The sequence below is a fragment of the Nonomuraea sp. NPDC003560 genome (genome assembly GCF_042878785.1).
Taxonomy (GTDB): Bacteria; Actinomycetota; Actinomycetes; order Streptosporangiales; family Streptosporangiaceae; genus Nonomuraea.
Genome location: NZ_JBIAOF010000012.1, coordinates 62,682 through 82,894 on the forward strand (window position 1 = coordinate 62,682; position 20,213 = coordinate 82,894).

Below are 20,213 nucleotides of genomic sequence, written 5' to 3' on the forward strand. Positions count from 1 at the left end.
ACTGCGGCAGCGGATCACCGCGCACGGTGACCCGAAGGCTCCTTCCGTGAACGTGGAGGAGTGGGGAGTCACCTTCGCGGGCGATTCCCGTGTCCATTGGGCAAGGCTCACGCTACCCGGCTCCGTGGACCAGGTGGCCGCGGAATGGGCGGAGGAGAGCGCTCGGGGCCCCCACTGGCTCGGCTTCCTGGCCGACGCCAGCGACCTGCTGGCCGGCACCCTCGACCCCGACATGGTCCCGGCGATCATCGCCCAGATCGTCGTGCCGCGCCTGTCGAGCTGGTGCGCGGTCTACACCGCCGGCAACTCGGGCGGCCCGCTGCGGCTGGTCTACCTCTGGCACGCCGACGAGGCCCGCATCGACGGCCTGCGCGAGCAGCTCACGGACATGGACGTCGGCGCGGCCGACACCAGGGCCACGTCCGTCATCCACCTGAACGACTCCCAGGTGCTGGCCGTGCCGCTCACCGCGCGCGGCCGCGGGCTCGGCATGATGTGCCTGGGCCGGTCCGACCGCTTCCCCGACGAGGTCATCCAGTTCGCCGACGACATCGGCAGGCGCGCCGCGCTGGCCATGGACAACGCCCGGCTCTACGCCCAGCAGGCCGCGGCCAACCGGGCGCTGCAGCGCAGCCTCCTGCCGCCCAACGAGCCGGAGGTGCCCGGCCTCGACTACGGCGTCATCTACGAGCCCGCCGGCGAGGCCAACGAGGTCGGCGGCGACTTCTACGACCTGTTCAAGGCAGGCGACGACTCCTGGCGCTTCGCGATCGGCGACGTCTGCGGCACCGGTCCCGAGGCCGCCGCGGTGACCGGCCTGGCCCGGCACACGCTGCGCCTGCTGGCCCGCGAGGGCTACGGCGTCGCCGCGGTGCTCGGCCGGCTCAACCAGGCGATCCTGGAGGAGGGCGAGCGGGCCAGGTTCCTCACGCTGCTCCACGGCGACATCACGCCCGTGGCGTCCGGCCTGGAGGTGCGGCTGGTGTCCGCCGGCCATCCCGAGGCGCTGCGGCTCAGGCCGAGCGGCAAGGTGGAGGCGGTGACCACGCCGCAGTCGCTGCTCGGCGTCTTCCACGAGGTCGTGTTCGAGGCCGACACCATCCATCTCGACCACGGCGACGTGCTGCTGGCGGTGACCGACGGCGTGACCGAGCGGCGCTCGGGCGGGCGGCTGCTCGACGACGACGGCGGCCTGGCCAAGCTGCTGGCAGAGTGCGCCGGGCTGTCGGCCAGGGCGGTGGCCGAGCGCATCCGCAGGGGCGCGGCGGAGTTCGCCGCCGAGCCGAGCGCCGACGACCTGGCCATCGTGGTCCTGCGCGCGCGCTGACCGGTGCGGGAGCGCCCCCGCAGGAGCGCTCCCACGACGTGCGCGCGAGGTCAGCCGACGTGCACGTGCTTGCGGGCGAACTCCAGTTGCAGGGCCGTCTGCGCGATGCGCTCGGCGACCACGAGCGAGCCGCGGATGGCGCCGTAGGTGTAGAGCTCGTGCTCGCGACCGTGCTCGGCGAGCTTGGCGACGTACTTCTCGATCTGGCGCAGCGGGCAGCGGGTGTCGTTCTCGCCGGCGAGGATCAGCAGTGGGCTCTTGATCTGGTCCACGTAGGTGATCGGCGAGCAGAACGCGTACCGCTCGGGCTGCTCGTCGGGGGAGCCGCCGAGCAGGGCGCGCTGGTAGGCGCGCAGGCTCTCGGCCTCGTCCTCGTAGCAGGTCTGGTGGCAGGCGATGGGCACCGCGGCGATGCCCGCGGCCCACAGGCCGGGCTGGACGCCCAGGCCGAGCAGCGAGAGGTAGCCGCCCCAGGCGGTGCCGGCCAGGATCAGCCGGGCGGGGTCGATCGTGCCCCGGTCCACCAGCGCCTGGCGCACGGCGGCGATGTCGGCCAGCTCGATGTGCCCGACGTCGCCGTGCAGCGCGTCCCGCCAGGCGGAGCCGTAGCCGGTCGAGCCGCGGTAGTTGACGCGGACGACGGCGAAGCCCGCGTCGACCCAGGCCGCGACCTCGGGGGAGAAGGCGTCGCGGTCGTGGTCGGTCGGGCCGCCGTGCATGAGGAAGACCGCCGGGTGGGGTGCCGCACCGGTCTCGGGCTTGGACACCAGCGCGTGGATGCGCCCGCCTGGCCCTTCGACGTCGAGGTCCTCGACGGGGACGCTCGGCGGCGCCGGCGGGCCGCCCGCGTTGAGCACGACCTGGCCGTTGCTCGACCGGATGACCGGCGGGCGCGAGCCGCTGGACCAGGAGTACTCGATGTGGCCGCCGGGCCGCGGCGCGGCCTCGTCGATCACGCCGTGCGGGGTGTCGATGAGGGTCAGGACGCCGCCCGCCAGGTCGTAGCGGTGCAGGTAGCTGCGGGCACGGTGGTCGCGCACGATCAGCAGGCCGCGGCCGTCGTCGAACCACTCGGCGGCCAGGTCGCCGGGGTCCTTCAGCCAGATCTCGCGCTGCTCGTCGGTGACCGGGTCCCAGACCAGGGGCTCGTGGCGCTGGCGGCGCTCGTGCAGGGTCAGCAGGCGGCGGTCGCCGAGCACCGGGGCGAAGCGGAGGCCGTGCACGCCCTTGTCGGGGCCGTCGTAGAGCTCGCCGACGGTCTCGCCGTGCTGGTCGACGACGCGCAGCGCCGGACGCCGGAAGTCGCCGTACTCGCCGTGGTTGATGGCGATGAGGGAGCCGTCGAGGGACATGTCGGTCACCCAGGCGGCCTCGGCGTGCTCGTACAGCAGCTCGGCCGGGGCGCCGGGGCGTACCAGATGGATCCGGAACGTGCCCTCGCTGGCCAGGCTGATGGCGGCCAGGCCGGTGGCCGACAGCGCGATGCCGCCCGGCTGGCCCGGCGGCAGGCCGGGCGCGGCCGGCTCGCTCGGACCGCCCGCGAACGGCTGGCGCCACCAGGTGCCGAACTCGTCGCCGTCGGTGTCGGCGAACCAGTAGATCCACTGTCCCGCCGGGTCGATCGCCGCGTACGCGGTGCCCTTGGGCCGGTCGGTGACCTGGCGCACGGCGCCGGTCGCCCGGTCCCAGGCGTAGACCTCCCACGTCCCGGTGGCGTTGGAGCGGTAGATGGAGCGGTTCGGGGCCTGGCGGGCCCAGGCCGGCAGCGTCATGCGCGACGCGCGGAACCTGGCCTGCCAGCGTTCCTCCGCCTTCATCCGGCGCGCCCCCTCCCATCGATGGCCCACGCCCTCTGGGTGCGGGATGCCGTCCAGTATTGCGCCTGAGTCGGGGAAATACTCGGGGAATGTGGGGGAATTTCGGACTAAATGCCCCATCAGTAACACCAGTCGCAGATGCCCGTCAAGGAACAGGTCTTGAACGGGGCTCAGGCTCGAAGATAGACAGATGAAACGCGGCTCTGACCGTAACTTTATTCTGGCCATTCTTGGCATGTCGGCTGAAATAGCCGGATATGCGGGCGGCCAGCTCGGCGGAATCAGTGTGCCACGCGCTCGGGCCCATTCCCACGACCTGGACCAGCTCGTCCGGTCCGAGCTCCATGTCGAACTCGATCGCGCGCCGCCCGGTCATGGTGAACCCCTGCATGCTGCGGGCGACCCGGAGATCCTTCTCCTCGTCCACCGAGAGCAGCCCCAGCTCCCCGACCAGCGGGCTCAGGTGCGCCGCCGCGGGGGTCGCGACGACCGCGGCCCCTCCAGGGCGCAGGATCCGCCGGAACTCGGGCCCGTTCCTGGGCGCGAACACATCGATCACCACATCGGCCACCCCATGCCGGATCGGGAGCGGCCGCCACACGTCCGCCACGAACGCCCCCAGCCTCGGATGCGCCCGCGCCGCCCGCCGTACGGCGTGCTTGGAGACGTCGAACGCCATCCCGATGCCATCGTCCACCGCATTGAGCACGGCCGCCAGGTAGTGCCCGGTGCCCGTGCCGGCGTCGACGATCAGCGGTGCGACCCTGCCCGCCGCGCCGAGACCTTCGACGGTCACCGGCCCACCTTGCGGACCGGCCTCCACTCCCGCCCCACCGTACGCTCCCGGCCCGGTTTCGTCATTCGATTCAGTAGAAGATTCACGTTTTTCTCCGGCCGCCACCCGTACGCGTACGGTTTCCGCCAGCGCCTGCGCCAGCGGGGCATAGTGCCCGGCCGCCAGGAACTCGGCCCGCGCGGCCACCATCGCGGCGCTGTCGGCGGTGCCGGGCGGGCGTGACCCGGTGAGCAGGCTGACGTACCCCTGCTTGGCCACGTCGAAGGAGTGCCCCCGCGCGCACCGCAGTGCGCCCTCGGCGAGCTCCACGTCCGCGTGGCAGACGGGGCAGATCAGGTGTTCGACGATGTCGGCCAGCATGCGCCCATTCTCCAGCGGCCTCACGCCGCCGCGCGCAGCGCCTCCAGCAGGAACGCGGCGTTGGACGGCGTCGCGCGCAGCTTGCCGACGAGCGTCTCCAGGGCCTGCTGCCGGTCCAGCCCGGCCAGCGTGCGGCGCAGCCGCCAGATCACCTGCCGCTCCTGCGGGTGCAGCAGCAGCTCCTCGCGCCTGGTGCCGGAGGCCTCCAGGTCGACCGCCGGGAACAGGCGTCGCTCGGCCAGGTCGCGGGCGAGGTGGAGCTCCATGTTGCCGGTGCCCTTGAACTCCTCGTACAGGCTGTTGTCCATGCGGGAGCCGGTGTCCACGAGGGCGCTGGCGAGGATGGTCAGCGAGCCGCCGCCCTCGACGTTGCGGGCCGCGCCGAAGAAGCGTTTGGGCGGGTAGAGGGCGCGGGCGTCGATGCCGCCGGTGAGCACCCGGCCGCCGCCGGGCGCGAGGTTGTTGTAGGCCCGGCCGAGCCGGGTCAGCGAGTCGAGCAGCAGCACGACGTCGCGGCCGCCCTCCACCAGGCGCTTGGCGCGTTCGAGGGCCAGCTCCGCGACGGCGGCGTGGTCGCGGTCGGGGTGGTCGAAGGTGGAGGCGAAGATCTCCCCCTGGACGGAGGCCCGCATCTCGGTCACCTCCTCCGGCCGCTCGCCCACGAGCACGACCATGAGGTGCACCTCGGGATGGTTGCGGGTGACCGCGGCGGCCAGCGCCTGCAGCACCATCGTCTTGCCGGCCTTGGGCGGCGCCACGATGAGACCGCGCTGTCCCTTGCCGATGGGCGCGACCAGGTCGATGACCCGGGTGCTGAGCGACCCGGTCTCGATGACCAGCCGCTCGTCCGGGTGGACGGGCGTCAGCTCCTCGAACCGCGGCCGGTCCCGCCACTCGGCCAGGCCGTTGACGGACTGGACGCCGGCCAGCTTGTTCCCGGCCACGGTGGCCACGACGCGGTCGCCGCGCCGCAGCCCGAGCTGCCTGACCCGCTCGGCGGGCACGCGGACGTCGCCCGGCCCGGGAAGGTGTTCCGCGCGGATGAAGGCGGACTTCTCCTGTACGTCGAGGAGGCCGCTCACCTGCCCTGCGGGCGGTTCCGCGCGCTGTTGCGGAATGGTGTGAACAGACATGATGAGCCCCTTTGGGGGAGATGCGCCGACCGGAGATCGGCGAGTGCGATGAAGAAGCCGGGCCCGGAGAAACCTGGGCGGGGCTGGAGCAGAACCAGCGGAGCGGAAGCTCGACGCTTGTGGGGAAGATACCACACGTTCCGCCCCATCAAACGCCTAGCCCTCTTGGACTATTCCCGGACGGTTCTGGTGTGTTCTGCCGCGTGTCCCGGCCCGTACGCGTGACAATGTTCTTCATCGCACCCGGCCGTGAGGAGGACCCCCGGCCGGCGCTGCGAAGGCACACAACCCCCATCAGCGCAGCGGCACCGTGTCAAGTGACATGCAGGACCCCTGCAACTCGGCGGGGGTTCCATGGACACATCCGAGCTCCTTGGGGGAACACCATGAACACCGTCCACTGCCCGCAGTGCCAGCACACGCTCGACGAGGGCCCGATCATGTACCGGTGCGCCCACTGCTGCCGCGCCGTCTACGCCGCCGACCTGGAGAACGAGTACGTTCCGCGGCAGCCCGTCGCCGCCTAACCTAGGCGGGATGAAGCACAGCCCCATCACCGTCTCCGGCGTCGAGGTGACGCCGCTCTGCGACGCGGTGGGCCCGATGGGCCCCGCGATCCGCCTCCCGCTCGCCGAGATGTTCCCCGGATCCGGCCCGGCGGACGATCCGTGGGTCCTGCACTTCCACTGCTACCTGCTGCGCGACGGCGCAGGCCGCCTCACCCTCGTCGACACCGGCATCGGCGGGGAGGACTCCCCGGCGGCCAGTTGGGCGCCCGTGCCCGGCGTCCTGACGGACGAGCTGGCGGCGGTGGGCGTCGCGCCCGCCGACATCGGCACCGTCGTCCTCACCCACCTGCACAGCGACCACGCGAGCGGCGCGGTCACAGACGGCCGGCCGGTGTTCGAGAACGCGCGCCACGTGCTCCAGCGGGCCGAGGTGGACTCGGCCTCCGGAGCCATGTCCGACCTGCTGCTGACCCCGCTCAAGGACCAGCTCCACGTCGTCGAGGGGCAGGCCGAGATCGCGCCGGGCATCCACGTCCAGCACACGCCCGGCCACACCCCCGGTCACCAGATCGCCAGGGTCGGCGACCTGGCCATCACCGGCGACCTCGTGCTCCACCCGGTGCAACTGGCCGACCCGGGCATCCACTACGTCTACGACGACGACCAGGAGACGGCCGCGCGCACGCGCACCGAGGTCCTGGCGGCGTTGCGGGCCGAGCGGGCGACGATCGCCACCGCGCACTTCAGCGAGCCGTTCATGCGTCTTTGATCCGTTACGGCACCATTGGCTGTCATGAAGATTCGTGTTGTGGCCGGGGCCGCCCTCGGCGCCGCGCTGCTGGCCCCCGCCCCGGCTTCGGCGGCCACCGCGCCCGAGCTCTCGGGCGCCGCCGTCTACGCCGACGACGGCCACCGGCTCGCCCGCTACGAAGGCGGTGAGTGGAGCACCCTCGCCAAGATCGGCGCGCTGCCGCAGTTCGCCGTCTCGCCGGACGGCAGGAAGGCCGCCTGGGTGACCGACGGCGGCGACCTCCAGGTCAAGGACGGCGCCAAGACCGTCACCGCGGCCACGAAGCTCCAGGGCGGCACGCCGTGCCTGACCCCCGTCTGGTCGCCCGACTCGACGCAGGTCGCCTACGTCGGCAAGGGCGAGACCGTCATGGCGGTCAAGGCCGACGGCACCGGCAGGCGCAGGCTCGGCACGTCCAAGGGCGTGTGCCATCTGGCGTGGGCGGCGGGCGGCCGTTACCTCGCGGGCTACACCGGCGAGGCCGACGCCGTCTACCGGCTCGACGTCAGGACAGGGAAGGCCGCCAGGGCCAAGGGCGTCAAGCTCGTCACCCACGTGCAGAGCCTGTCGCCGAACGGCCGCAACGCGGTCGTCGCGGTCCCGGCCGATCCCGCCGCGCTCGGCGACGGGAGCTGGCCGGCGGCCTTCAAGCCCGCCGTGGTCGACCTGGTGACGGGCCGGAAGCTCTCCCCGGCCGTCAAGGGCCGGCTGATCGGCGCGTTCTACCTGGCCGACGGGCGGCTGGTGGTCCGCGTGGCGGGCGCCGCGCACAACACGCTGGTCGTGCTGGACGCGGCGGGCAAGGAGAGCCAGCGGATCGAGGAACCGGCCAGGGCCAGGACCCAGGCGCTGCTGCAGGTGCTGCCGTAACGTTGGCCCGGTGAACGATTTCTGGTCCACCGTTAACCGAGTCGTCACCGGGGCCGCGGCCTACATCACCGACGAGCGGGGCCGGGCCCTGCTCGTCAAGCCCAACTACCGCGACCACTGGTCCTTTCCCGGCGGCATCATCGACGCGGGCGAGCACCCGGCGCAGGCGTGCGCCAGGGAGGTCGCCGAGGAGCTCGGCCTGGTGCTGGAGGTCGGCCGGCTGCTCGCCGTGAGCTGGGTCGACGGCCTGGCCTACGTGCCGTACGCGATGGTCAACTTCATGTTCGACTGCGGCGAGCTGCCGTCGGACGCGTTGATCACCCTGCAGGCCGAGGAGCTGGACGACCACGGGTTCCACACCCACGAGGAGGCCGCCCGCCTGCTGCCCGCCCACGGCCACCGGCGGCTGCTGGCGGCCGCGCGGGCGCGGGCCTCGGGCGGGACGGCCTACCTAGCTCCCGGCGAGGACCGGCTGGTCGGCCAGGAGGGCTGAGGGCAGGAAGACCATCGCGGTCAGGCCGCCGTAGGGCGAGGGCGCGAGGGTGACCTTGATGTCGTGCCGGGCGGCCAGCCGGCCGACCACGAACAGGCCCAGCCGGTCGCTCTGCGCCAGGTCGAACTCCGGCATCTTGGCCAGCCGGTCGTTGAGCTCGTCCAGCTCGACGCGGGGCAGGCCGAGGCCGCGGTCCTCGATCTCGATCATCAGGCCGTTCGGGGTGCTCGAACTGCGCACGTCCACCCTGGTCTGCGGGGGTGAGAAGAGGGTGGCGTTCTCGACCAGCTCGGCCAGCAGGTGGGCCACGTCCGTGACGGTCGCGCCGAGCAGCGCGGTCTGCGGCGGCGGAAGGATCTCGACGCGCTCGTACTCCTCGACCTCCGCGACGGCCGCGCGCAGCACGTCGAGGATGGCCACCGGGTTGCGCCAGCCGCGCCCGGGGGCCTGGTCGGACAGGATGATCAGGCTTTCCGCGTGCCTGCGCATGCGGGTGGTGAGGTGGTCCAGCTTGAACAGGTCGGCCAGCAGGTCGGGCTCCTCGGTGGCCCGCTCCATGCTGTCGAGCTGGAGCAGCTGGCGGTGCAGCAGCGACTGGTTGCGCCGGGCCAGGTTCACGAAGACCTGGCTGACGCCGTGCCGCAGCCTGGCCTGGTCGACGGCGGCCTCCACGGCCGTGGACTGCACGTGGTTGAAGGCCCGCACGATGTCGGCGACCTCGGAGGTCTCCGTCCTGACCTCCAGCGGCGCGACCTCGGCGGCCGTGGGCGGGCGGGTGTTCGTGCGCAGCCGCTCGATCAGCCCGGTCAGCCGCACCTCGGCCAGTTCGGTGGCCGCGTCGCGCAGCCCGGCCAGCTCGCGGACCAGCCGCCGGCGGAAGCGCAGCGACAGCAGGATCGAGGCGAGTACGGCGAGCAGGCCCACGCCGCCGGCCACGCCGATCTTGATCAGGATGCTCCCGGCGGCCGGCGTCACCCGGGCCACGATGCCCTCCACGGCCTGGCCCTGGTCGCGTTCGAGCACCGCCCACAGGTTCTGGCCGTCCACCTCCCAGGTGGCGGCGGTGGCGGGCAGGCCGTTCATCGCGGCCTGGCCCCGGATGGCGTCCTCGGCGTCGAGGAACTCCTTGTAGACGGGGGAGGTGGCCAGCTGCGCGTACGGGCCGCGCAGGCCGCCGTCCAGGTGCGAGAGCGCCTGCGAGTACAGCAGCCGCCGGGTCGCCACCATCCCGGTGAACGCCTCCCGCTCGACGGCCTCGACCCGCCCTCTGGCCAGCACCACGACGATCATCGCGCGCTCGCGCGAGACCAGGTCCTTGGCCTCGCCGAGCATGGTGACGGCCCGCGCCTGCCGGTACAGCGACATGTCGGGCACCAGCACCATCGCGTCGTACATGCGGAAGGAGGCGTCCACGATCTGGCTGTAGCCGTCGATCACGGCCAGCGGCGCGACCGTGCCGCCGTCCACCTCGGCGCGAATGCCGGACAGCAGGTCGAGCTTGGCGTTGAGGACGTCGAGCTGCGTGCGCATCTCGGGCGACATCCCGCGCTGGTCCTTGGCCAGCTTGCGGAAGGCCGCCACGGCCCGGTCGGTCTGCCCGCGCTGCCTGGCCAGCTTGTCCGCGCCGCGGTGGGTGGCCAGGAACTCGACCGAGGCCAGCCGCTCGTCCTGGAGCTCGGCGTTGATCCGCTCCGACGGCGTGGCCAGGTTCGAGGCCAGCTTGTTGATCTCCAGCAGGCGCAGGCCGTCGCCGCCGGTCAGGCCCGCCGCGAACGCCCACAGCCCGACCAGGGACAGCAGCGGCACGAGCAGGAGGATCAGGAGCTTCAGAGCAATGGGACGGCCACGCGTGGGGGGCATGCGACCTCCGGGTGCATGATGAGATCGCCTCGCAGATTACACCCCCCTTTGGAAGGATTTCTGTGCGTCTTCCGCGTTCCGCCGCCGGGTGGACCATCGGCGTCTTCGGCGTGCTCGCCTTCGCACTCGGGCTCGTCGGGCTGCTGTCGCCGGACTCCCTGCTGGTCCTGCTGGGTTTCGAGGTGCTCGGCGTACGCCCGTCCGGCGACTACACGCTGGTCTACATGGCGGCTTCGTCGATGGCGGCGGTGAACATGGGGGTCTATTACGTTTTCGCGGCATCCGCCGACTACACGCCGTTCTTCCGGTGGACCGTGCCGTTCAGGCTGGTGACGTTCGCGGTGTTCACGACGCTGGTGCTGACGGGGGCGGCGCCGGGCGAGTTCTTCGGCGTGGGCCTCTGGGAAGGCGTGGGAGCGCTGGCCACGGGGTTCGCGCTCTGGCGCGAGGGCAAGCTGCTGCCCTCGCGCCCATGAGCTCACGGCCTGGTGTCGTCGGGGCGGCCGCCGGCCACCAGCCGGTCGCCGTCCACCGGTTCGTGCGCGGCCCGCTCGCTCGCGACCCGTTCGTGCGCGACGCGGCCGTCCGTTCCGCCGTCCGTCACGCCGTCGCGCGCGGCGCGGTTGCGGTCGCGTTCGAGCCGCCGTTCGAGGTCGCGCTTCTCGTCCTCCAGGCGGGAGACCCGGTCGGACGCCTCGGCGCGGACGGCCCGCAGCCTGCGGCGCTTCCTGGCGGTCCTGCGCGACCCGGCGCCGATCAGCCAGATCCCCGCCAGCAGGGCGGCCGCGACGACCGCTCCGGCGAGGAACATCTGGACGTGGTCGAGCTGGTAGGTGTTGCCGAACAGGATGTACCTGGAGCTCTCCTCCGTCACCACCAAGGCGACGGCGCCGCCGGCGAGCAGGACCAGGATCAGACCCAATAAGACCATCCGAACTCACCCCTTGTCGTCAGAGCGCGTTTCTTCTGCCCTGACGGAGACGGGGTATGCGCATGATGGCGGGTATGAGACCCGAGCCCGGCCAGGTGCTGCACTTCTCCGAGGACCCGACCATCGAGCGGTTCGTGCCCCATGCCGCGGTGACGTCCTCGCTCGGCGAGCCGTACGTGTGGGCGGTCGGCCACGACCGCTGCCCCGACCACTGGTTCCCGCGCGCCTGCCCGCGGGCGATGGCCTGGCGCGGGCCGGACACCACCGACGAGGACGTGGCCAGGATCGCCGGCGCGGGCTGCGGCGACCGCGTGCACGCCGTCGAGTACGCCTGGCTCAAGGCCATCATGGACGTCCGCCTGTACGCCTACCGCCTGCCCGCGGCCGGGTTCGCGCCGATCGGCGACCCGCCGCACGCCGTGGTGTCGCGGGAGCCGGTCGTCCCGATCGGCCCGCCCGAGCCGGTGGGCGACCTGTTCGAGCTGCACGAGCAGGCCGGCATCCAGCTGCGCGTGCTGGACAACCTGTGGCCGTTCTGGCACGAGGTGACCGGCAGCAGCATGGAGTTCAGCGGGATCAGGCTGCGGAACGCGCGTCGATGAGCGCGGTCAGCTCGGCCACCGGCATCGAGGCGGGCGGCAGCTTCTCGCGGGCGACCCGGTTGGCCTCGCGGCGCAGCACTTCGTTGACCGGCGTGGGCACGCCGTGCTCGCGGCCGAGCAGGACGATCTCGCCGTTGAGGTAGTCGGCCTCGATCGAGCCGCTGCCCCTGGCCAGGCTCTGCCAGGACGATCCGCCGCCCCGCCGGACGCCTTCGATCGGCACGACGTCCACCTGGTGGCCGCGGACCCGGCGCTCGTCCTCGGCGGTGGAGTAGGGGATGCCCGCGTGCTCGAACACGCCGACGGCCTCGGCGCGGGCCCGGTCGGCGAGCTCGGCCATGCCGTCGGCGTGCCCGACGAGGGCTTCGACGGCGTTGCCGAGGTTGTTGAGCAGCTTGCCGTGCTTCCAGCGCATGACGTCGGGGGTGGCGCGGCCGAGCAGCCCGTGTTTGCCGAGGTCGTCGGCGATCTGTCCGGCGAGGTCGTCCACACCTCGGGGGTAGCGCCCGACGTGCAGCAGGCCCGAGTACGGCCGGCCGTAGGCGGCCACGACGCCGGGTTCGAGGTGCTGGGACGGCAGCCACACGCACATGCCGTAGACCCGCTCGGACCTGCGCAGGACGGTGCGCTCGTTGGCCACGCCGTTCTGCGCGCACACGACCGGCAGGTCCGTCGGCCAGGGATCGAGGGCGGCCAGGGTGTCCTGGGACTTGGTGGCCAGGATCAGCACGTCGTCGTCGCGGGTGGGGATCGGGCCGGAGGCCGCGGGGATGCGCAGGGTCTCGTCGGAATCGGGGGTGATCAGGCGGAGTCCGTCACGCTTGAGCGCCTCGTGGTGCGCGCCTCTCGCGACGAGCACGACCTCGTGCCCGCCCTGGTGGAGGCGGGCGCCGATGGTGCCGCCGACTGCTCCTGCTCCGATCACTATGTAGCGCATTGTCCGAGAATGTCACTTCTTACTTCGCGAGCGCCACCTCGGTCTGCGGCATCAGGGCGGTCCCGCGCGTACGCTCGCGCATGATCGTCTTCAGCACGCGCCAGCCGTCGCGCACCGCGTGCAGGTTGCTCGCGCCGTGGATCCGGGAGCGCTCGTGGCTGGGCACCTCGTGGATGACCAGGCCGGCCTGGGCGGCCCGGACGTTCATGAGGGTCTCGATCTCGAAGCCGTCGCAGTCGAGCTCCATGACGTCCAGGTGGTCGCGCCAGAAGGCGTTGTAGCCGTAGCACAGGTCCGTGAAGCGGGTGCCGTACAGCATGTTGGTCAGGCCGGTGAGGAACTTGTTGCCCAGCGACCGGATGGGGCTGAGGTCGTCGGAGCCGCCGCCGGGGGCGTACCGGGAGCCCTTGGCGAAGTCGGCGCCGTCGATGAGGGTCTCGACGAACGAGCGGATCTCCTTGCCGTCGGTGGAACCGTCGGCGTCGATCATGACGATGATGTCGCCCCGGGCGGCCTGGAAGCCCTCGATGAGGGCGTTGCCCTTGCCGCGCCGGCTCTGCACGACGACCCGGAGGTCGGGGCGCAGCCTGCGCGCGACGGCGACGGTGTCGTCGGTCGAGTTGCCGTCGACCAGGATCACCTCGTCGATCCAGTCGGGCAGCGTGGCGAAGACGTGGGGAAGGTTCTCGGCTTCGTTCATCGCGGGGACGATGACACTGACACTGGCGGCGAAGGGCTGCTTGTTCATGGGTACAAGGTGCACCTGCACACATGCAGCCCACTTGACACTGCCTTGCAGTGATCCTACTTATATGCGATCTCCACCGACCAATGCCTCGTCCGCCCGCGCGAGGATCTCCTCGACGGTCTCGGCGGGGGACTGGGCGGAGGTGTCCAGCCACAGGCCGATGCGCGGCGTCCCGGCCCGCAGGGCGGCGTCGAGCTGGGCGATCGTCCAGGCGCCGTAGCCGGTCTTGGCGCGTTCGCGCTCGCGGCGCTCGACGGCGGCGGCGTCGGGGGCGAGCACGACCACCCGGAGCGGACGGCTGCGGATCCACCCGGTGAACCGCTCCAAGTCCTCTCCAAGGACCACATCTTGCACAATTGCTGTAAATCCGGCTTCGAAATACAAGTCCGCCGTTTGGGCCGCGAGCCGGTAGCGCAGCTGCAACTGGCGCACCGCCTCCTCCTCCGACCCGGGCGTCATCTCGGCCCGGCCGCCCACGACCATGCGGCGGAAGGCGTCGCCCCGGACGTGGGCCGACCGCGGCAGGCGCTCGGCCAGCGCCTGGGCGACCGTGGACTTGCCCGCGGCCGAGATCCCGGTGACCAGGACGACGCCGTTCACCCGCGGCCGCACCTCATCCGCCGACCAGCTTCCGCACCCGGTCGGCGCCCACCGCCATGAGCAGCGTGGGCAGCCGCGGCCCGGTGTCGCGGCCCACCAGCAGCCGGTAGAGCAGGACGAAGAACGCGCGCTGGGCCGCCTTCAGCTCCGGCGTGGGCTTGGCGTCGGCGTCGAGGCCGGCCTGGAGCTTCGGCACGCCGTAGACCAGGCTGGTGAGGCCGTCGAGCGTCCAGTCGTCGAGGCCGTCGGCCAGCAGCCGCAACGACTCGCGCTCGGTCTGGCCGAGGGAGTCGAGCAGGTCCTGGTCGGGCGTCTCGCGCACGTGGGTGCGCTGGTCGGCGGGCAGGTGGTCGGCCACCCAGCGCTGCGCCCGGTCGAGCCGGGGGCGGGCCTGGTCGAGCCGGTCGACGGCGTCGAGGTCGCGCAGGATGCGCAGCGCCTGCTCGTCGTGGCCGGTGGTGATGTCGAGGATCGAGGCCAGCGTGCGGTAGGGCACCGGGACCGGCGTGGCCGGCAGCGGCCCGGCGGCGGTGCCCACGGCGCGGGCGTGGGCGGCCAGCTCGGCGGGCTGGGCCTGGCCGGAGTCGACCTTGCGGGCCAGGGCGTCCCACTCGTCGTAGAGGCGCTGGATCTCCTGGTCGAAGGCGATCTTGAAGGACTGGGCGGGCTTGCGGCGGGCGTACAGCCAGCGCAGCACGGGCGCCTCCATGATCCCCAGCGCGTCGGCCGGGGTCGGCACGTCGCCCTTGGAGCTGCTCATCTTGGCCATGCCGGTGATGCCGACGAAGGCGTACATCGGGCCGATCGGCTGCTCGCCGCCGAACACCTCGCCGACGATCTGGCCGCCGACGACCCAGGCCGAGCCGGGGGAGTGATGGTCGACGCCCGACGGCTCGAAGACCACGCCCTCGTACGCCCACCGCATCGGCCAGTCGACCTTCCACACCAGCTTGCCGCGGTCGTGCTCGGCCAGGCGCACGGTCTCGCCGAACCCGCACTCGCAGGTGTAGGCCAGCTCGGTCGTCTCGTCGTCGTACGCGGTGACCTTCGTGAGGTCGCGCTCGCACAGCTCGCAGTACGGCCTGTACGGGAAATAGTCGGCCACCTCCCGGCCGCCGTCCTTGGTCCGGTACGCCGCCAGGATCGCGTCGATCCGCGACCGCTCGCGCACGGCCAGCAGGATCTGCTCCCGGTAGGCGCCCGAGGTGTACTGCTCGGTCTGGCTGATGCCCCGGTAGTCGACGCCCAGCTCGGCCAGCGCGGCGGTCATCGGCGCCTTGAAGTGCTCGGCCCAGTTGGCGTGCGGGCTGCCCGGCGGGGCGGGCACCGAGGTCAGCGGTTTGCCGATGTGCTCGGCCCAGGACGGGTCGACGCCCGCGGGCACCCTTCGGAAACGGTCGTAGTCGTCCCAGGACAGCAGGTGGACGCAGTCGAGGCCGCGCCGCCTGATCTCGTCGGCGACGAGGTGGGGGGTCATGACCTCGCGCAGGTTGCCCAGGTGGATGGGGCCCGAGGGGCTGAGCCCGGAGGCGCAGACGATCGGTTTGCCCGGGGCACGACGCTCCGCCTCGGAGATCACCTCGTCCGCGAACCTGGAGACCCAGTCGGCCTCTGCACTTTCCGCCATCGAGCCATTGTCGCGGCTCGCCCGGGTCATACGCGAACCGGCCGAAAATCCGGTGCGTCGCCGATGAGCCCTGCAGTAGCCTCCCGCGCATGACGCCACCCCGTGTACGTCCGCCCTTCGTGGCCGACGAACGTACCCAGCTCGTCGGCTGGCTGGACATGCAGCGCTCGATCGTCCACTGGAAGTGCGAGGGGTTGTCCGAGGCCGACGCCCACCGGCCGGTCCTGCCGACCTCGCCCCTGATGACGGTGGCCGGTCTGGTCGCCCACATGCGCTGGACCGAGCACTGCTGGTTCGAGGTGCTCTTCCTGGGCGGCAGCGCCGAGGGCAACCCGCAGTTCCTGGAGGAGCCCGAGGACGCCGACATGCTGGTCGAGGGCGTCACGCTGGCCCAGCTCCTCGACGACTACGCCAAGCAGTGCGAGCGCTCCAACGAGATCGTCGCCGCCCACTCGCTCGACGACGTCGGCAAGCACCCCGACTTCCGGTCGGCGGCGTCCTCGCTGCGCTGGGTGCTGATCCACATGGTCGAGGAGACCGCCAGGCACGCCGGCCACCTCGACATCGTCAGAGAGCTGGTCGACGGGAACAAGGGCTACTACTGACCCGTCACACGCCCAGCACGTCCGCCGGGTCGGCGACGATCCGCTGGATGATCAGCCCGGCCGCCCCCAGCACCGCCGCGTCGGCGCCGTTGGCCGAGACGACCAGGGCGGGCGGCGTGCCGCGCATCTGCCCCAGCCGGGCCGCCAGCACGTCCCGGGCCGGGGTCTCCAGCCACGGGAACAGCGGGGCGAAGACGCCGCCGAGGACGATCCGGCCGGGGTCCATCAGGTGCACGGCCGACGTGAGCGCCACCCCGAGCGCCTCCCCGGCCCGCGCGCAGGCGGCCAGCGCGCGCCGGTCGCCCGCGGCCAGCGCGTCGGCCAGGGCGGCGACCGAGTCCAGGTCGCCGAGCAGGGCGTCCTGGCCCGCGTACACCTCCAGGCAGCCGCGGCCGCCGCAGCGGCAGGCGGGGCCGTCGGGGGCCACGACGACATGGCCGAGCTCGCCGGCCAGCCCGTACGTCCCCCGGAACACGGTCCCGTCCACGACCAGCCCGGCGCCGACGCCGATCTCGCCGGAGACGTAGAGGAAGTCCGTCGCCCGCGAGCCGAACCACAACTCGCCCAGCGCCGCCAGGTTCGCCTCGTTGTCGACCGCGCACGGCAGGTCGAGCAGGTCGGCCACCCGTACGTCCCGCCAGCCCAGGTGGGGGGCGTTGCGCAGCAGACCGTCCTCGACCGTGCCGGGCACGGCCAGGGCGGCGCCGATGATCCGCAGCCCGGCGGCCTCGGCCTCCGCGGTGACCTCCTTCACCAGGTCGCGCAGCAGTTGCAGCACGTCGGCCGGGTCGGAGCCGCGGTTGTCGGCCGGACGGACGCGGCGCAGGCGTACGGACCGGGTCAGGTCGACCACGCAGGCGGCCAGATAGTCGATGTTGACCTCCAGCCCGAGCGCGGCCACCCGGTGCCCGCTCAGCCGCACGGCCACGCCGGGCCGCCCGCGCTCGCCGTCGCGCACCGCGCCCGACTCGCTCACCGCGCCGGCCTCCAGCAGGGCCGCGACCAGGCTGGACACGGTGGTCTTGGTCAGCCCGGTGAGCTCGGCCAGCGCCGCCCTGGTGAGCGGGCCGTGCCCGTGGACGGCCTGGAGTACCACGGCCAGATTGCGGGCACGCATGGAATCATGCCGGACCCCCCTTGACGCCACCATGCATGCCTCCTCAGGATTATGTACAGATTATGGACTAAAGGTAGGGGACGTCAGCAAATGTCATCCTTCACTCCGACACCCGCCGATCGCTTCACCTTCGGACTCTGGACCGTGGGCTGGCAGGCCCGTGACCCGTTCGGCGACGCGAGCCGTCCCGCGCTCGACCCCGTCGAGAGCGTGCACCGGCTGGCCGAGCTCGGCGCGTACGGCGTCACCTTCCACGACGACGACCTGCTGGCCGTCGAGCCCGACCGGGACAAGGCGATCGCCGCCTTCCGCAAGGCCCTGGACGAGACCGGGATGAAGGTCCCGATGGCCACCACGAACCTGTTCACCCACCCGGTGTTCAAGGACGGCGCGTTCACCAGCAACGACCGCGACGTGCGCCGGTACGCCCTGCGCAAGGTCATGCGCAACATCGACCTGGCCGCCTCGCTGGGCGCGACCACGTACGTGTGCTGGGGCGGCCGCGAGGGCGCCGAGTCCGACGCGGCCAAGGACGTCAAGGCGGCCCTCGACCGCTACAAGGAGGGCCTGGACCTGCTCTGTCAGTACGTCCTCGACCGCGGCTACGACCTGCGCTTCGCCCTGGAGCCCAAGCCCAACGAGCCGCGCGGCGACATCCTGCTGCCGACCATCGGCCATGCCCTGGCGCTCATCAACGACCTGGAGCACCCGGAGATGGTGGGCCTCAACCCCGAGGTCGGCCACGAGCAGATGGCGGGGCTCAACTTCGTCCACGGCATCGCCCAGGCGCTGTGGCACGGCAAGCTGTTCCACATCGACCTCAACGGCCAGCACGGCCCGAAGTACGACCAGGACCTGATCTTCGGCCACGGCGACCTCAAGAGCGCCTTCTTCCTGGTCGACCTGCTGGAGAACGGCGGCTACGACGGCCCCCGGCACTTCGACTACAAGCCGCTGCGCACCGAGGACCCCGACGACGTGTGGGACTCGGCCGCCGCGAACATGCGCACGTACCTGATCCTCAAGGAGAAGTCGCGCGCCTTCCGCGCCGACCCCGAGGTCCAGGAGGCCCTGCGCGCCTCCCGCGTGGACGAGCTGGCCCGGCCCACCCTCGCCGCGGGCGAGACCTGGCAGGACCTGGCCGCCGACGACTTCGACCCCGAGGCGGCGGCCCGGCGCGGCTTCCACTTCACCCGGCTCAACCAGCTCGCCCTTGAGCACCTCATGGGGGTCCGTGGATGACCAGGCCGCTCAGCGTCCAGCTCTACACCGTCAGGGAGCAGCTCGCCGCCGACCGCGACGGCACCCTTGAGCGCATCGCCGGCATCGGTTACGGCGCCGTCGAGCCCTTCGACCCGACCGCCGACCCCAAGGGCTTCCGCCAGGTGATCGACGACCTGGGGCTCACGGTGAGCAGCACGCACGCGTACGCGCTGCTCAGCCAGGAGCCCGCCGAGGTCTTCGACGCCGTCGCCACGGTCGGCGCCGACCTGGTGATCATCCCCGGCGGCGTCCCCGAGGCCGAGTTCACCACCCGCGACGGCCTCTCGCGCACCGCCGACCTGCTGAACGGCCTGGCCGAGCAGGCGGCCGGGCACGGCATGCGCATCGGCTACCACAACCACTGGTGGGAGATCGAGCCCAGGATCGACGGCCGGCACGCCATCGAGGCGCTGGCCGACCTGTTAGCCTCCGAGGTGTTCCTGGAGATCGACACGTACTGGGCGGCCGTGGGCGGCGCCGACGTGCCCGCCCTGCTCGGCCGCCTGGCCGGGCGCACCCTCGCGCTGCACGTCAAGGACGGGCCGATGGTGAAGGGCGAGCCGCACACGGCGGTGGGGGCGGGCGCGATGCCGGTGCCCGAGATCCTGGCCGCCGCGCCGGACGCCTGGCGGATCGTCGAGCTGGACACGTGCGCGACCGACCTGTTCACCGCCCTGGCCGACAGCCACGCCCACCTGACCGGTCTGGAGGGCTCGTGAGCGGCGGGCCGGTCGGCGTCGCGGTCGTCGGCGCCGGGGTGATCAGCGCCCAGTACCTGCGCAACCTCACCGCCTTCCCCGACGTGCGGGTGCTCGGCGTGGCCGACCTCGACACCGGCCGGGCCGCCGCGGCGGCCCGCGAGCACGGCGTGCCCGCCTCGGGCAGCCTGGCCGAGATCCTCGCCCTGCCCGAGGTCGAGATCGTGGTCAACCTGACGGTCCCGGCCGCGCACGCGGCCGTCGCGCTGGAGTCCCTGCGCGCCGGCAAGCACGTGTACGGCGAGAAGCCGCTCGCCCTGGACATGGACCAGGCGGCCAAGGTCATGGCCGAGGCCGCCAACCTGGGCCTGCGCGTCGGCGGAGCCCCCGACACCTTCCTCGGCCCAGGGCTCCAGGCCGCGGCGCACGCCCTGCGCTCCGGCCTGATCGGCGAGCCGGTCGGGATCACCGTCGCCTTCCAGAACCTGGGCCCGGAGTCCTGGCACCCCGATCCCGAGTTCTACTACCGGCCCGGCGGCGGCCCCCTGTTCGACATGGGCCCCTACTACCTGACCGCGCTGGTCTCCCTGCTCGGCCCGGTCACCCGGGTCGCGGGCGGCACCCGCAGGGCCCGCGCCGAGCGGGTCGTCGGCTCCGGCCCCAAGGCCGGCACCCTGTTCCCCGTGGACGTGCCCACCCACGTCAACGCCCTGCTGGACTTCCCCGGCACGGCCACCGCCACCGCCACCTTCAGCTTCGACTCGCACGTCAGCCGCAAGCTGATCGAGGTGATCGGCACGGAAGGAGCCCTGCTGCTGCCCGACCCCAACACCTTCGGCGGCCCGCTGCTGGTCCGCGGCCCGCACGACCCCGACTGGCGGGAGCTGCCCGTCGCCGCCGACCAGGCCGGGCGCGGCATCGGCGTGCTCGACCTGGCCCGGTCGCTGCGCGCGGGCACGCCGCACCGGGCCTCGGGCGAGCTGACGCTGCACGTGCTTGAGCTCATGACGGCCATCACCGAGTCGGGCGAACGCGCCGAGTTCCGCCCGATCACCTCGGCCGTGACGGCCCCCGAGCCCCTGCCCGCCGGCTGGGACCCGTACGCCAGCACGTTGTCCTGACGGGACGGC

Annotated in this window: 21 protein-coding genes; 11 read left to right on the forward strand and 10 right to left on the reverse strand. The window is 72.3% G+C overall.

Translation table 11 applies throughout. The features are described from left to right. Positions 1-124: 124 nt before the first annotated feature. Positions 125-1,327: a GAF domain-containing SpoIIE family protein phosphatase gene (locus ACFYUV_RS37790; protein ID WP_358290597.1), complete on the forward strand. Its 1,203-nt coding sequence runs from the start codon at positions 125-127 to the stop codon at positions 1,325-1,327. Positions 1,328-1,377: 50 nt separating this feature from the next. Here ACFYUV_RS37790 and ACFYUV_RS37795 read toward each other — a convergent pair whose 3' ends face one another. The 3 genes from ACFYUV_RS37795 to rho form a co-directional block, all read right to left on the reverse strand. Next, positions 1,378-3,144: a prolyl oligopeptidase family serine peptidase gene (locus tag ACFYUV_RS37795; protein WP_358290594.1), complete on the reverse strand. Its 1,767-nt coding sequence runs from the start codon at positions 3,142-3,144 to the stop codon at positions 1,378-1,380. Between the two features lie 145 nt (positions 3,145-3,289). Then, a complete protein-coding gene (locus ACFYUV_RS37800) occupies positions 3,290-4,300 on the reverse strand; it encodes a putative RNA methyltransferase (protein WP_387677601.1) in 1,011 nt (336 codons plus the stop codon). 20 nt (positions 4,301-4,320) lie between these two features. After that, the gene (gene rho / locus ACFYUV_RS37805; protein ID WP_387677604.1) at positions 4,321-5,433 is read right to left on the reverse strand and encodes a transcription termination factor Rho; all 1,113 of its coding nucleotides are present in this window, start codon (positions 5,431-5,433) and stop codon (positions 4,321-4,323) included. A 386-nt stretch (positions 5,434-5,819) separates the two neighbouring features. Between rho and ACFYUV_RS37810 the strand changes: the two genes are divergently transcribed. Genes ACFYUV_RS37810 through ACFYUV_RS37825 form a run of 4 tightly spaced genes read left to right on the forward strand, consistent with a single transcriptional unit; the run spans position 5,820 to position 8,095 of the window. Continuing rightward, complete coding sequence (locus ACFYUV_RS37810; protein ID WP_352321299.1) at positions 5,820-5,960, forward strand: hypothetical protein; 141 nt, start codon at positions 5,820-5,822, stop codon at positions 5,958-5,960. A 10-nt stretch (positions 5,961-5,970) separates the two neighbouring features. Then, positions 5,971-6,711, forward strand: coding sequence for an MBL fold metallo-hydrolase (locus ACFYUV_RS37815; protein ID WP_387677606.1), 741 nt, complete (start codon positions 5,971-5,973; stop codon positions 6,709-6,711). Between the two features lie 24 nt (positions 6,712-6,735). Beyond that, positions 6,736-7,602 (forward strand): TolB family protein, encoded by an 867-nt coding sequence (locus ACFYUV_RS37820; RefSeq protein WP_387677608.1) that lies wholly within the window; start codon positions 6,736-6,738, stop codon positions 7,600-7,602. A 10-nt stretch (positions 7,603-7,612) separates the two neighbouring features. Then, the gene (locus tag ACFYUV_RS37825) at positions 7,613-8,095 is read left to right on the forward strand and encodes an NUDIX domain-containing protein (protein ID WP_387677611.1); all 483 of its coding nucleotides are present in this window, start codon (positions 7,613-7,615) and stop codon (positions 8,093-8,095) included. Here ACFYUV_RS37825 and ACFYUV_RS37830 read toward each other — a convergent pair. Next, positions 8,054-9,955, reverse strand: coding sequence for a nitrate- and nitrite sensing domain-containing protein (locus ACFYUV_RS37830; RefSeq protein ID WP_387677614.1), 1,902 nt, complete (start codon positions 9,953-9,955; stop codon positions 8,054-8,056). The genes ACFYUV_RS37825 and ACFYUV_RS37830 overlap by 42 nt on opposite strands. Before the next feature lie 62 nt (positions 9,956-10,017). On the opposite strand from ACFYUV_RS37830, the gene ACFYUV_RS37835 reads away from it, so the two are divergent. Then, complete coding sequence (locus ACFYUV_RS37835; protein WP_387677616.1) at positions 10,018-10,431, forward strand: hypothetical protein; 414 nt, start codon at positions 10,018-10,020, stop codon at positions 10,429-10,431. A 2-nt stretch (positions 10,432-10,433) separates the two neighbouring features. Here the strand turns inward: ACFYUV_RS37835 and ACFYUV_RS37840 are convergent, their stop codons facing one another. Continuing rightward, entirely contained in the window at positions 10,434-10,886 is a 453-nt protein-coding gene (locus ACFYUV_RS37840; RefSeq protein ID WP_387677617.1) for a hypothetical protein, read from the reverse strand. 74 nt (positions 10,887-10,960) lie between these two features. Between ACFYUV_RS37840 and ACFYUV_RS37845 the strand changes: the two genes are divergently transcribed. Further along, positions 10,961-11,488 carry a DUF6886 family protein gene (locus ACFYUV_RS37845; protein WP_352357502.1) on the forward strand — a complete coding sequence of 176 codons (528 nt, stop codon included), beginning with the start codon at positions 10,961-10,963 and terminating at the stop codon, positions 11,486-11,488. Here the strand turns inward: ACFYUV_RS37845 and ACFYUV_RS37850 are convergent. The 4 genes from ACFYUV_RS37850 to lysS are packed head-to-tail and all read right to left on the reverse strand — an operon-like array spanning position 11,463 to position 15,400. Beyond that, positions 11,463-12,425: a ketopantoate reductase family protein gene (locus tag ACFYUV_RS37850; RefSeq protein ID WP_387677619.1), complete on the reverse strand. Its 963-nt coding sequence runs from the start codon at positions 12,423-12,425 to the stop codon at positions 11,463-11,465. The two genes, ACFYUV_RS37845 and ACFYUV_RS37850, sit on opposite strands and share 26 nt — an antisense overlap. 19 nt (positions 12,426-12,444) lie before the next feature. Beyond that, complete coding sequence (locus ACFYUV_RS37855) at positions 12,445-13,173, reverse strand: glycosyltransferase family 2 protein (RefSeq protein WP_352321313.1); 729 nt, start codon at positions 13,171-13,173, stop codon at positions 12,445-12,447. A 60-nt stretch (positions 13,174-13,233) separates the two neighbouring features. After that, positions 13,234-13,773, reverse strand: coding sequence for an AAA family ATPase (locus ACFYUV_RS37860; protein ID WP_387677622.1), 540 nt, complete (start codon positions 13,771-13,773; stop codon positions 13,234-13,236). A gap of 13 nt (positions 13,774-13,786) precedes the next feature. Beyond that, positions 13,787-15,400 carry a lysine--tRNA ligase gene (gene lysS, locus ACFYUV_RS37865; RefSeq protein ID WP_387677625.1) on the reverse strand — a complete coding sequence of 538 codons (1,614 nt, stop codon included), beginning with the start codon at positions 15,398-15,400 and terminating at the stop codon, positions 13,787-13,789. Between the two features lie 89 nt (positions 15,401-15,489). On the opposite strand from lysS, the gene ACFYUV_RS37870 reads away from it, so the two are divergent. Then, positions 15,490-16,005: a DinB family protein gene (locus tag ACFYUV_RS37870; protein WP_358006890.1), complete on the forward strand. Its 516-nt coding sequence runs from the start codon at positions 15,490-15,492 to the stop codon at positions 16,003-16,005. Positions 16,006-16,009: 4 nt separating this feature from the next. Here ACFYUV_RS37870 and ACFYUV_RS37875 read toward each other — a convergent pair whose 3' ends face one another. Then, a complete protein-coding gene (locus ACFYUV_RS37875) occupies positions 16,010-17,122 on the reverse strand; it encodes an ROK family protein (RefSeq protein WP_387677627.1) in 1,113 nt (370 codons plus the stop codon). Between the two features lie 90 nt (positions 17,123-17,212). Here ACFYUV_RS37875 and xylA point away from each other — a divergent pair, with 90 nt between their 5' ends. From xylA to ACFYUV_RS37890, 3 genes are read left to right on the forward strand one after another with little or no spacing between them, the layout of a single operon-like run. Further along, on the forward strand, positions 17,213-18,364 hold the full coding sequence (gene xylA, locus ACFYUV_RS37880) for a xylose isomerase (protein ID WP_352357490.1): 1,152 nt from the start codon (positions 17,213-17,215) through the stop codon (positions 18,362-18,364). Next, positions 18,361-19,104 carry a sugar phosphate isomerase/epimerase family protein gene (locus ACFYUV_RS37885; protein WP_387677630.1) on the forward strand — a complete coding sequence of 248 codons (744 nt, stop codon included), beginning with the start codon at positions 18,361-18,363 and terminating at the stop codon, positions 19,102-19,104. Before xylA ends, ACFYUV_RS37885 begins: the two co-directional genes overlap by 4 nt. After that, positions 19,101-20,204 carry a Gfo/Idh/MocA family protein gene (locus ACFYUV_RS37890; RefSeq protein WP_387677633.1) on the forward strand — a complete coding sequence of 368 codons (1,104 nt, stop codon included), beginning with the start codon at positions 19,101-19,103 and terminating at the stop codon, positions 20,202-20,204. Before ACFYUV_RS37885 ends, ACFYUV_RS37890 begins: the two co-directional genes overlap by 4 nt. The last annotated feature ends 9 nt before the right edge of the window (positions 20,205-20,213 follow it).